Source organism: Legionella parisiensis (assembly GCF_001467945.1).
Lineage (GTDB): Bacteria > Pseudomonadota > Gammaproteobacteria > Legionellales > Legionellaceae > Legionella > Legionella parisiensis.
In genome coordinates this window covers 681,628-694,076 of the sequence record NZ_LNYQ01000012.1, presented here as the reverse complement: position 1 = coordinate 694,076, position 12,449 = coordinate 681,628, and the positions used below count along the sequence as shown (strand labels likewise).

Below are 12,449 nucleotides of genomic sequence, written 5' to 3'. Positions count from 1 at the left end.
AAATCATAGATACTATATGCACAAAGAGCACCATTAAGAGGCATCAAACAATATATAAGTTAATTGATGCTAAAAACAGGTTTATCTAATGGAATATTACCTTGTTGCAAGCTCATAATAATATTTAACAGTGCGAAAGTTTCCTTTGATTTAAAATCATTATCAGCAATATAGTACCAATAACCCTTAAATTTAATAGACAGATCTGCGTCAGGTTTATGTTTGCAACTTCTGATAATAATATTGTCCCTAGTTACATTTTGCCAATTAAAAAATTTTCCATTCCCTAAATAAGTCATAGGAGCTTTTCCAGACTTAATAAGCTCAGCGGGCACCTCAACACTTTTCGCAAGATAATTGAGGAAACCGAGGATTGTTCGTGTCTCGAGATAAAAGTGATCGGGGTGGGTATCATGCACGCCCACTAACCATATCGAAGGCGAGCTAGGGGTAATTCCCATTCGATTGATTAACTTTCTCCAGGAAGGCTTGAGCAACTCTAAATGGGTTAAAGTAAATTTGATAGCAAATTGCCCATGGATTTTTGTAGGATTAATTTCTACATTATGCTGATATTGTAAAAAATCCAAAGCATTAACTAACTCAAAAAATTCACGATAGCGAGGAACATGATTAGAGATACTACTCGAAGCAATAACTGCATTATCCAGAGGCCCTATACGTTGAGCAGTTAACATGAGTACATGGCGTATGTCCCATCCTGAACGAAAAAGAGAATAGACAACAGGTAGACTCAGAGGCGTTAATAGTCTCTTAACATAGGCCTCCCCTTGTAGAGGGGTATAGGTAATTGTAGGAGTTTCCGTGTACGCTAATTGGCCATTCGCAGTTCCAGTTAAGGGACCCGCTTCCGCTTTTAAAACATTCAAAGAGGCACTGCTTTCCAATGCTATCTGAGCAATAATATTATTTACCGTTAATAGAGACGGGTGTTCATCATATCTTAAACGGACTACATTTAATAAATATTGTTGGCTATCGCTATATTGTAGGGAGCGATTATAATCAAGTCGATCATGGGTTAACTGTCTTGGACCGATACCGCATCCACACAGTAGCAAAAAAACAGTATAAATAAAAAATCTCATGATCCCTTGAGTCCTTTAATGAAACTCAAACATTAAATCATTATTTGTAATCAAGATACAATCCTCTGCAAAAAACTTCATAACATGGGCTTTGTGCCTACGGTTGAATATTCAACAAGGTTTGCACGTTCGTAACGAACTCATTGCCACGATGTTTATAGTTAGTAAACATATCATAACTGGCACAAGCAGGTGCCAAAAGAACACTGTCTCCTGTTTCAGCTAATGACTCAGCTAAAACTACCGCTTCCTGCATGGATTTTACAAAGGAAACTTCTGTTTCATTAATTAAAGCATCAGCTATATGGGCGGCACTGGCACCCAATAAAATTAAATGTTTCACATATTGGTTTACACTCGTTTGCAATAACTTAAAATCAGTCGGGCGATAAAATCCACCAGCAATTAAAATTATTTTTCCCTGTGTTTGAGCTCCAACATAATTTAAGGCATTCAAGCAAGCCGCTACATTTACTGCTTTCGAGTCGTTATACCAACTGATTTGCTTATGTTTTAGTATCAGCTCGCACGCAAAGGGTAAGCTTTTGTAATTTCTTAAACAACCAAGCATGATCTCAAAAGGTATATCGAGAGCATAACCTAAAGCCAATGCGGCGAGCATATTTTCATAATGGTGTTTTCCATTTACAGGTAATTCATCGAAACAAATAAGCCGCTGTTTGCCAAACGCTAAATAACATTTTTTGTTATGCTGCATAATTCCAAACTCGCCTGTTTGGGGTGTCTTTAAACTAAATTTGATAACATGAGCATTTTTATTAATATTTGCAGAATCAATGAGTGTTTCCTCATTTACTATGGCATGTTCACAAAAACGGTAGATATTTTGTTTGGCCTTGCTATAGGCTGTTATGCTAGCATACCTATCCATATGATCAGCTGTAATATTAAGTATCGCTGCTGCTTTTAAAGGAAGTTCTGAGAGTGATTCAAGTTGGAAACTAGACAACTCCAATAAATAAAGCTCAGGCTCTTCAACCGAAATTAAGTCCATTGCTAACGTTTTGAAATTACCGCCAGTAGCTATTTTTTTACCTGCTGCGGTTAACATGTCCGATAGAAGCGTTGTGACACTGCTTTTTCCATTGGTTCCTGTAATTCCCACTATTGGTGCCTGGCTATATTGCCGGAATAAAGCAACTTCGCCGACAATAGGCACCCCTTTATTTTTATAATTATCTAATATTGGATCCCAGTAAGAAATACCTGGACTCAGAATAATTTGATCGGCTTTATTTAAAATCCTTTCATCAAAAAATTGAGCATTTATTTCTGATTCTGGCCATCGTTGCGTAAGTTCTGCGATTGTTTGCACAAGTTCCTGATATAAAACTGGGCTTATTCTAGTTTTAATATGGTTAAGATTATAAGTACCACAAACAGAGACTCCCCGCTTTGCCAAAAACTCAAAACAGCTTAAACCAAAACCGTCCAAACCAAGCACGACTGAGGTAGGGGAATTCACAGACAAAAAATCCATATCAATAAAACTCCTTAAAAATAAATTGCAATAAATATATTGCCCTTAGGTCTGGTTTACAATTCTACTTTCTTGGCCAAAATGCTGTGATTTTGTGCGCTCCGCTACTTACATACTTCGTGTATGCTTCCTTTCGGTGCGCTTAAATCGCAGTATTTTGGCTTAAGATAATGAATTGCAAACAGTCCCTGATTTAATGTTAAAAAATCAAACCCTTTTAATAAAATCTTTCATGCGATTGTAAAAACGATAGGTGACTATTCTGGCAAATGAAGGATTAATGCATTGCTTTTTATACAAGCGCCACCAAAAATTAACTGAAATGGTCATATCTAAATTAAATACCTGGTGCCACCAGAAAGGCGGAATATACATTATATCAGTAGGATGCAAAATAACTTCATATGGCTTGGCAGAAGCAAATTTAGGGTAAGTTTTAAAGTCAGGCTGGTCAGCCCTAATGGGGCTTACATAAGGTGCTTTGGTAAAACAGCTATAAGGATATAATAGTTTTCCTTGCTGGGGAGGATAGAGAATTATTTTTTTTCTCCCAAAAACTTCACAGAGAATGTTATTATTCGTGTCGAAATGAAGCGGAGAAATATTTCCCTTTTGCCCAACCCACAGATTAATATGGCGAAGTCTTTTTTGGTCGACATAATGAGGAATAGTCATCTGCGGCATCAATTCAGGAAAATTTATCGGTATGGAACTATGTATTAAATAGAGACGTAATGCCTCCTCAGTAGGATTAGAAATTTTTTCCAAAAAGTCGGTAAAAGACATTTCAAGCATTTCATCTATAAATGCGCCCCCTTTAGGATTGACTCTAAATAATCCATCAGTTGATTTATCGACTAAAACTTTTTTTCTCCCAATATCAGAACGTAAAGATTCTGGTGACCAATTTAGAAAAGCAGGTTGGTTATTCAAAGCGTGTTTAATTACAACAGGCACATCGGAAGTAAAGTTTTGTGGAAGATGATGAGAAGCAAGGATATTAAAAGGAGGGTTCATAATCAATTCCAGTGATCTGCTTAAGAAAATTCTTTACTTTGCTTTAGTATAGTATATATAGTTCTATAAGCATTTGTAATCAATAGATTATAAGGTTGGATTCATCGTGATGAAGGAACATAAGGAAATAAATAAGCTCGTATTAAATGAATCTTCAGTCCTCATTGTTATAGTGCTAGGTACTTTTTTGCAATTTGTTGCTAACATTCAATTTGCACGTATTTTAGAACCTAGCGTATTTGGGGATTTTATTCTTGCTTTGCAGATATTAAATTTCTTAAGACCACTTAATCAAATAGGTTTGCTGTACTCAATTACTTATTATGTTCCCCATTATATCGAGAACAGCGCTTTCGGGTATCTACGGGGATTTCTCAAATGGATGTGGAAACGTTATTTAATTCTATCTATTATTATCATCTCGCTAGGTATTATTGTAGCTATTGGGGCTTATCATTTCTTTGCAAATAACGTTAACATGCAACAACATAATTCTTTAGTGTTTTATTTAATTTGGTTAGTTCCCCTAAGAACCTTAGCCGCATTCCAAAAGAATTTACTCGATGCGAATTATAATTACATTTGGGGGACTTTACCTAGCCAGATTATTGCCTATCTAATGCTTAATACTTTTCTGGCGGTTATTTATCATACAATCACTAAACAACCAATTTATTGGGTGATAGGTGCTTATACAGCTTCTGTTCTTATTGCTATCATTATTCAGTATATGGGTTTACTAAGAAATTTATATAAAAAATTTAGTGAGTATGCCCCTGTGTACTCTATTAAAGAGTGGAAAAGCAAAGGTAATCGCATGTTCCTGATGGGGTCCGTTCTTTCATCCATAAATATGATGGATATGCTGATGCTAAAAATTCTGGGAGATGACCCCAATGAGTTAGGAACTCTCGCCGTTATATTTGCTCTTTTACTTCCTTTAGTTATTCTAAATCAAGCAATAAAAGTCGTTATAACTCCCTTAATTAGCGCACTTATTAAAGAAAAAAATTACACCAAATTACAGAAAATTTTGAATGTTACCAATTTATACAAGCTCGTTTATTTGGTAATAACCACCTTCATTCTACTGTATTATGGTAAAAACCTTTTAGAGTTATTTGGCACAGGGTACAGTAAATTTTATTCTCCGTTAATTATTGCAATTCTTGGTGCACTTTTTTATGCTGTATTCGATTTTTCTTCTTTCTTGTTGCTCTATGGAGACACCGAAGTAATTGCTAATAAAATAGTAATTTTCCAATTAATTGCCGTTATAGTTTTAGATATCGCTTTAATCCCAACCTATCAATTAATCGGGGCGGTTTGGGGTATTACTCTGAGTACAATACTCTCGACTTGTGCAAGTATCTATTATGCCCGTAAAAGTTTTCCTGTAAAAACTTTATTTATTATTTAAAAAATAACCAGGGTTTGTTTTATTTAAAAATTGCACTCCTTCTTTATAGAAAAGATACGATTTATTAGGGAGTATTTATGGGATTATTAGAATCAGAGTTAGAAAATTTCAATGAGAAAGGATATATCATCATTCCTCAATTCTTAGGAACGGAGCTCATTGATATTTTTAAGGCTGATTTTGAAAAGGCAATTCAGGCAAATAACTTTTACCCAATAATTGACGTAAGTGTGGCGTTAAAAGAGTTAATCCGAAAAGAAGTAAAACCAATTATGGATATTATGCATCTGAAAACGGATTTGAAAGCTATGGATATGATCCGGGGTGCAGCTTATTTTTCAACCAGACGCAATATCGATTTTCCTTGGCATCAGGACAGTAAATCCTATTATTTATTGCAAGATGCATACAATTATTTAAATTTGTATATTCCAATAATTAAACCCAAGGCAGATAAATCCAATTTACAAATTATCCCCTTTGATACATTGAAAACCCGCGCTCCGCATATTTATAATAAGTTGCATAAACGAGGTTCAACATCTGCGGTGGTAAAGCAAGATAACAGCACCCTATTTATTGATAATATTAACGACTTGCCTTTAGGGCATATGGATGAAAATATCAATCATTTTTCATTTACTCCACATCTTGAAGCAGGGGATTTGTTAATGATGCGAGGTGATATGTTGCATTGCACACAAGATACAGAAACCGATAGAGTGGCTATTTCTATTAGATTAATTCATTCAAAAAGTATCATTATAAAACAGAAATTAATAGAGTGTGGCTTCTATAAGTTACGAATGTTACTTAAAAACTCAGAGTTATTTTTAGCATTATTGGATTGTTTTGAGGAAAGAGGAAGAAATGAGCTTACCGCTTCAGAGGTAATGGACTATTTAGCACGACATGGTTTTGGTGGATTTCGGGAATAATCTTGCAAAAGTAAGCACTCGAAGTTGTTCGCAAATCCAAAAACTGCGTCTTGAGCTTTCGGCAACTGGATTTTATGACACAGTGTTACCGACCCCCACGTATTCTTACCACATAAAATCAGCTACAGTATCCAATACTTCTTTAGCTTGCTTTGCTGAATGTATAGATGTTTGAGCAACCATACTGGCAGTTTTTACGTCAAGATAGCTGCCTATTTGTTCTGTTAATTCATAAGGTAGTTTTTTTTTGTGTGCAACCAAACCTCTTAAAGACGCTTTAGAATATAATTGCCCATCTGCTAATTAACTCTTTTTTATTTCCCTGAGGGAGTTTTTTTGAAGGCTAGAATTCCCAGGAAATAAAGCACATAAGGCAGGCAAGTTTTCTTCAGTTACTATATAGTCAATTCGTGATTTATCGGTTAAATAAAAAAATAATTTTTTCTACCTATGGGATTATCATTCATTAAATAGAGTGGGTTTAAAAATTACTGCCCGAAAAGTTCTGGAAAGCATTCAAAATATATTCGTTGAATGATGAGGTTCAAGATTAGGAGGATCCCAGTGTTGATTTCCTTCTATTATTACAGGTTTTGTTGGAGTTAAAGCAATATCCCAACCAATGGTTCTAAGAGGTAGAAATTGTTTTGCCGCATGAACAGCAAGTTCACAAGCCTCGTTCCACATAGGTAATTGAAAGTTGGTTAATTTAATTCTTGTGGTGGGATGTTGATGTACGCTTTGGCGCTCTTTATGTTCCGCTGTAGTAACTACAGTTTTTACTATAGTGCCATCTTTAATATTTACGTGAGAAAGTAAGTTTCCATATTGACCATTGTTATGGTTATCAATAATTCCATTGCCTACAATAGGTTTAAAGCAAGCATGTTCAATATGACAGTGCCCTTGAGGATCTATAAAAGTTGTAATTCTTACCGTTTGCAATCCATCCGCATCACTAAGTTCCCGCAAGGAAGGATGGTTTAACAAGGCTTCTTGTATAATAAAACTGTAGTAGGCGGGATGATTTTGCAATAATTCATACAGGTCCTCACTTTCAAAATATTGTAGTTTGTGATTAACAAATCCATTTTTTTGCCGAATATATAAGGCAACTTCATCTCCATGTGAACCTGTAGCTGGTTTAATTATAAATTTTTCTGGTAAGTTCTGGTTAAAAAAGTCGCACCAATTATTTTTGGAAATTAATATATGATTCGAGTTATTCCAACCTGATGCACCTTGAAAAAATAGGGCGTATAAGTTTGGAATTGGTAATTGAAGTGCTTGGCAATAACGATAAAAAATACTTTTATCTTTGATTATTTGGCACCAACTCGCTGGATTTATATCGTGCTGCCTTTCAAGAACGGCTGCTTTACTTATGAACCCCAAACTTTCATTTTTTTTGTTGGTGGGATTGAGTAAGCCTAATGGATAGGCTTCTTGAGGGGAAAATCCATAACGGCGTAGTAAGAGATATGCTCTATTTGCGGTCTTGAGCAAGCTGTGTTGGTAAAAGCGTGCTGCATGTCTCAGGGTATTAAAAGTATGAAGAAAAGTACTTGGTTCGGTGAGAAGATATCTTATAAATCGTTTATAATAATTATTCGTTTTTAATTTCATGATCTTCATTCCTTGCGATTTCAATCCAAGCTAAAATTGTAAGTTTCCATCTTAAGTAAAAGACCACCTATATGTTTATCTATCCCGCATTATTGCATTATTTGACTTGCTAATAAACTCCAGGTATCGCAAGCTTTAGGTTAAATAGGGCAGTTATGAAAATCTTCTTGATACCCGATGAAAGTGAATTATGATACTTTTTTTATATAGGATTAACTGACTTTTGTTCGCATTTTGCGTTCAGCGCAGGCGAGAATATTTGGTTGGTTAAGATCATCTCTTGTCAGTATGTTCATACGCCAAAACACTCCAGGCACTAAGATTGAAGAGAGCAATATTATTAAAGGGACATTAGGGTAAGGATAGAGTAGATTTAAAAGACATATTATATCACTATTTAATAAACTGGATATTAACATGAAAAAACTGTTTTACAGTGTGCTGGTAGTTTTGGTGGGCATTGGACTATTGTACCTATTTCAACCATTTCTGGGGTTTAATATTTCAATTTCTGAGGTATTAGGCCGCTCTTTTCCATTTCTAAAACCTCAAGTTCCCCAACTTATTGATTTAAAAAATGATTTTATACTTAAACCTTATGTTCGGAATTTGGATAGCCCCCGATTTATGTACGTTACGGAATCTGGAGATTTACTTGTAACTGAACCTCCAAAAGGAAACGTACTTCTCATACCTTATAAAAAACCGGACCAGAAACGAGTGCTGCTTTCGGGTTTGAACAACCCTCACAGTATAGACGTTTATCAAAACTACTTATATGTTGCAGAAGAAAATGCTATTGGCCGCATCCAATATAATGCAAAAGAGGAACACTCCATCGGTCGTTATCAACGAGTAATTAAAAATATCCCAGATGATGGCGGTCATTGGACCAGAACCATTAAGTTTGGTCCTGATGGATATGGCTACGTATCTATTGGTTCTTCTTGCAATGTTTGTATTGAAAAAAATCCTTTAAGAGCATCTATCTCTCGATTTAAACCAGGAGATGAGCATCTAACAATTTATGCCAAAGGGCTTAGAAATGCCGTTGGATTTGATTGGTCACCCACAGATGGAGTCCTTTATGTAACCGAAAATAGTCGTGACTATTTGGGCGACCATTTTCCACCCGACGAATTAAATCTGATTCAAGAGAATCAATTTTATGGGTGGCCGTATGCAAACGGCGATCGCGTTCCCGATCCAAAATTTGGCATTGGGCAAGAACAAATGATTAATCAATCACAAACTCCTGTTTTCAAATTTGCCGCCCATCAGGCACCACTGGGTATCACTTTTATAAAAAATCCCCAATCCCCATTGTATAAAAAGGCACTGGTTGCATTTCATGGCTCCTGGAACAGATCAATTAAGGTTGGTTATAAAGTCGTTAGTTTAACTTTTGAAAATGGAGTAATAACTCAAAATGATTTTATTACTGGGTTTCTCAAAAACGGTAAAGTAATTGGCAGACCTGTGCATGTCGTAGAGGGTACAGACGGTGAATTGTATCTATCTGATGATTTTAATGGAGTGATCTATTTGATCCAACATAAATAAAGTCTGGTGATCTCAGGTATGCCTCTTGACCCGAATGTTATTTTTAATGTTTTCAATGCATTATATGAAATTGTGATTAAAAAAGATGCATACCAACTATTTTTGTGTTAAATTAGCACTCATTTTGTATTTATTGGATAGATAATATGTTTTTTGCTCGTTTAGATGTATTGTTGATCGCCTGTTTTTTAATGCTTTTTCAAAACACAGCACACAGTCACGGACTTATAGAAAAGCCAATGTCCCGCGAGTATTTTTGCGGCAAAGTGACTCAGCCCCATCATATTGAGCCTGGTAATAAACTTCCTTATACAGAATGCCGTCCCATTTTAACGAAGGGTGATGGAAGCTATAATCATGATATCTACCAGTTTATGAGCGTATTAAGCCATACCCGGGGATATTATCAAAATGACAATTTACCAAAACACGTTTGCGGCTTTGATAGCGAGACATTTAAAGGGAAAGCTTCTCCTTGGGATGCTGCCATCAATTGGCCAACCAATAAAATAACCGCAAACACACAAGAATTTGTCTGGGATGTCTCTTATGGCCCCCACTTTAGTGATACGGAGCATTTTCGGTATTGGATTACCAAAGCGGATTATCAATTTAATAAAAATCAACCCTTAAAATGGAGCGATTTTGAAGCAGAACCCTTTTGTGAGCTCGCATGGGATGACAAAAATCCACCTCAAGATAAGAATACCATTTGGGCTGATAAGAAAAACAATAAATTTCACATGACCTGTAATGTACCGGCTCGTGCAGGACGTCATGTCATCTATGCGGAATGGGGAAGAGATCAAAGTACCAATGAACGGTTCCACTCATGTATTGATATTGCCTATTAATTGTTCAAAAAATATACACCAACCAACTAATTGACTATAATTTAATCATAACTATCCCTTCTTTAGTGGTTATTATGGGTGCAAAAGAAATTTTTGAAGCAATTAATACCGGTGAGCCATTATTGGCAATTCAGTACCTAAAGGACAACCCCTCTTTAGTTCAAGTAAAAGATGAGAAATATGGATCAAACGTATTGATGGCTGCCATTTTCAATCTGGCAAATACCAAAGATGATAAAAAACGTGAACAATTCATTCAATTAATTCATCACATTATTGATAATCCTCAACTCGATCTAAGTGCAAGCAATAAAGGCGGTAATACGGCACTACATCAGATTTTTTGGTATGCCATTAAAAAACCATATAATGATCCGGTGTTTCGAGATCAACTTATCAATGTAGGATTAAAACTAATAGAACGTATCAAGGGCTCCAGTAATTTTCTTGCTATTATGAGCCAAGTAAATAACAACAACGAAACTTTTCTAGACAATATTGATGTGGCTCCTTATTTGATTGAATATGATTGGCAACAACAAAATATGGCAGAAGTGCAGAAAGCAGTGTATCCGCTACTGCAAAAATATGCGGTACAGGATGTAAAGAACGCCGAAAATAATTTTGATTTTACGCAAAACACTTTTTTAGAACATCTCGAAGAAATCCTTGCAGATATTAGCACCTATGAAGTAATGGAAGATCCTGTGCTTTTAACTAACTCTGGCCATAGTGTGTCAAAAAGCACGTGGGATGAACTGACTAAGAAAGGTGGTAAAAATCCTTTTAACCAAGCACCCACAGCACCGCACGAAGTACATCCCAATACGGCCTTAAAGAAAGTGATTGGGATATATAACTATTATAAAGCAGAGGGTGAAGAAAAAGTATTTGCGGAGCTGAGTAGATATCTTAAAAAATATGAAGGGCCTGCAAAAGCTCTTGTATATAATGACTTAGCTTTAAGAGGCGTTATTTCATTAGTATCCCAATACAAAAATTATAAAGAGCAAGAATTGCTAAAGAAACAACAACCGGAAAAACAACAAGAAAAAGCAGTGGTCAAAATGCCCGAACATAAATCGATTAATTGGATGGCGCCTTCGTTACCTGATGCGGTGACTCACCACCCCCTTTGGGCTTTTCACCAGGCTATTAGCCAGAGTCAATCTACTGATAAAAACTTTGACCAAAAAAAATTATGGGCTTTAGCATCAATCAAATCACTTATCGAAATCGATATAAATCGACAATTTGTCATTGAGGCAGGTCTTGCTTACGAGCGAGATGTGGATAATGGAGTTTATATTGAAGAGCCGCCAAACTCAGGTATGTACAAGAAAAAAGCGGGTGCCACAGCGCAATTTGATGCATTCAGATCAGCCACCGGTGTTAATGCACAACACGGCGACTCTGCAAAAGCCGACACCCTGCGAACGTCGGAGATGCACGTTGCGCACGGAAAAACAGAGTTTGTTTCCTACCACCCAAGCATCAGTTATCCCACTGGAGATCTCCCTCAAGACAAACGAAGAGCGAGCAAAGAGCAACAAATGGACTATTTTTATAATGGATTATTACACATTTGGCATCGTATTGAAGCATTACCGAACCCTGCCGATAGGCAGAAGTGTATCCAAGTATTTTGCTCTCATGTGAAAATTGATGGAATCGGCTGCGCCAATGAACGACTTGTTGATGCCATTGATAGAATGGCTCAAACACTGATACAGTTTGAATCTAAAAAACTTCCGCCAAAGAATTTTGCTGATCTGGTGAATGAAGTGACTGAGGCACTAAATAATCCAGTGGGCGAACCTAATTTGGTATTTGATAAAATCTTCAAGCAATACTCAGGATTTACTATCGAAGGAGAGAATTGGGTTATTGGTGTCGATACAAAAGAACGATTTGCACAAAAAATTATTGACGAAGGCATTGCTTGGATGCTTTTGGATAATGACAAAAGTGAATCCTACAAATCCAATCTTTTAAATCCTCCTAAAAAAGAAGGGCAACAACACATAGTAAAACAACCTGAACCGCCTCCACCGGTTCCCTTAGTAGCGCAAAAAGAAAAGAAAGAACTCATTGATAAAGCAAAATCCTTCTTATCTTCTCCTGGAGCCAATATTGTAAAAGTTATACCTTTTGTAAGAGATTATCGAAAGGGGGATGAAGCACATAATCAGCAACAAGATATAGATAAATTTAGGATTTTGTTTAAAGATCATCAATCTCTTGACCAGTTTATGAAAAAATATGATATTACCGGATTACAATTAGGGAATGGCATAGGGAAGACCTCTAATTTATGGTTTATAGAATTACCTCCTGATAAAATTGCTCCAATTGCGACGCAGATAAAAAATGAATTAATTGAGCAAGCCAAATCCTTCAAGCATTATCTTGGAGTAGTGA

10 protein-coding genes are annotated in these 12,449 nt (G+C 36.0%); 5 read left to right on the top strand and 5 right to left on the bottom strand.

The window, feature by feature from the left end; all coding sequences use genetic code 11:
- Positions 1-59: 59 nt before the first annotated feature.
- From Lpar_RS05660 to Lpar_RS05650, 3 genes are all read right to left on the bottom strand, one after another.
- Positions 60-1,109, bottom strand: coding sequence for a hypothetical protein (locus Lpar_RS05660; protein ID WP_058517005.1), 1,050 nt, complete (start codon positions 1,107-1,109; stop codon positions 60-62).
- 97 nt (positions 1,110-1,206) lie between these two features.
- Positions 1,207-2,610 (bottom strand): UDP-N-acetylmuramoyl-L-alanine--D-glutamate ligase, encoded by a 1,404-nt coding sequence (murD, locus tag Lpar_RS05655; protein WP_058517004.1) that lies wholly within the window; start codon positions 2,608-2,610, stop codon positions 1,207-1,209.
- 207 nt (positions 2,611-2,817) lie between these two features.
- On the bottom strand, positions 2,818-3,627 hold the full coding sequence (locus tag Lpar_RS05650) for a cupin-like domain-containing protein (protein WP_058517003.1): 810 nt from the start codon (positions 3,625-3,627) through the stop codon (positions 2,818-2,820).
- A 109-nt stretch (positions 3,628-3,736) separates the two neighbouring features.
- Here Lpar_RS05650 and Lpar_RS05645 point away from each other — a divergent pair, with 109 nt between their 5' ends.
- The gene (locus Lpar_RS05645) at positions 3,737-5,047 is read left to right on the top strand and encodes a lipopolysaccharide biosynthesis protein (RefSeq protein ID WP_058517002.1); all 1,311 of its coding nucleotides are present in this window, start codon (positions 3,737-3,739) and stop codon (positions 5,045-5,047) included.
- A 77-nt stretch (positions 5,048-5,124) separates the two neighbouring features.
- The gene (locus tag Lpar_RS05640) at positions 5,125-5,985 is read left to right on the top strand and encodes a phytanoyl-CoA dioxygenase family protein (protein ID WP_058517001.1); all 861 of its coding nucleotides are present in this window, start codon (positions 5,125-5,127) and stop codon (positions 5,983-5,985) included.
- 105 nt (positions 5,986-6,090) lie between these two features.
- On the opposite strand, the gene Lpar_RS19305 is transcribed toward Lpar_RS05640, so the two are convergent.
- Both Lpar_RS19305 and Lpar_RS05630 read right to left on the bottom strand, forming a co-directional pair.
- Complete coding sequence (locus tag Lpar_RS19305; RefSeq protein ID WP_237759347.1) at positions 6,091-6,246, bottom strand: F-box protein; 156 nt, start codon at positions 6,244-6,246, stop codon at positions 6,091-6,093.
- Positions 6,247-6,501: 255 nt separating this feature from the next.
- Positions 6,502-7,611: a sugar-transfer associated ATP-grasp domain-containing protein gene (locus tag Lpar_RS05630; RefSeq protein ID WP_058517000.1), complete on the bottom strand. Its 1,110-nt coding sequence runs from the start codon at positions 7,609-7,611 to the stop codon at positions 6,502-6,504.
- A 417-nt stretch (positions 7,612-8,028) separates the two neighbouring features.
- On the opposite strand from Lpar_RS05630, the gene Lpar_RS05625 reads away from it, so the two are divergent.
- The 3 genes from Lpar_RS05625 to Lpar_RS19200 all read left to right on the top strand — a co-directional run.
- Positions 8,029-9,174, top strand: a complete 1,146-nt coding sequence (locus tag Lpar_RS05625; protein ID WP_058516999.1) for a PQQ-dependent sugar dehydrogenase — start codon at positions 8,029-8,031, stop codon at positions 9,172-9,174.
- Positions 9,175-9,320: 146 nt separating this feature from the next.
- The gene (locus Lpar_RS05620; protein WP_058516998.1) at positions 9,321-10,028 is read left to right on the top strand and encodes a lytic polysaccharide monooxygenase; all 708 of its coding nucleotides are present in this window, start codon (positions 9,321-9,323) and stop codon (positions 10,026-10,028) included.
- A 74-nt stretch (positions 10,029-10,102) separates the two neighbouring features.
- The coding region (locus tag Lpar_RS19200; RefSeq protein WP_193392447.1) for a U-box domain-containing protein at positions 10,103-12,449 on the top strand (2,347 nt) is incomplete at its 3' end.

Coding starts and splice junctions, on each gene's coding strand:
- Lpar_RS05660 (WP_058517005.1), bottom strand. CDS start 1,109: ATGAGATTTTTTATTTATACTGTTTTTTTGCTACTGTGTGGATGCGGT.
- murD (WP_058517004.1), bottom strand. CDS start 2,610: ATGGATTTTTTGTCTGTGAATTCCCCTACCTCAGTCGTGCTTGGTTTG.
- Lpar_RS05650 (WP_058517003.1), bottom strand. CDS start 3,627: ATGAACCCTCCTTTTAATATCCTTGCTTCTCATCATCTTCCACAAAAC.
- Lpar_RS05645 (WP_058517002.1), top strand. CDS start 3,737: ATGAAGGAACATAAGGAAATAAATAAGCTCGTATTAAATGAATCTTCA.
- Lpar_RS05640 (WP_058517001.1), top strand. CDS start 5,125: ATGGGATTATTAGAATCAGAGTTAGAAAATTTCAATGAGAAAGGATAT.
- Lpar_RS05630 (WP_058517000.1), bottom strand. CDS start 7,611: ATGAAATTAAAAACGAATAATTATTATAAACGATTTATAAGATATCTT.
- Lpar_RS05625 (WP_058516999.1), top strand. CDS start 8,029: ATGAAAAAACTGTTTTACAGTGTGCTGGTAGTTTTGGTGGGCATTGGA.
- Lpar_RS05620 (WP_058516998.1), top strand. CDS start 9,321: ATGTTTTTTGCTCGTTTAGATGTATTGTTGATCGCCTGTTTTTTAATG.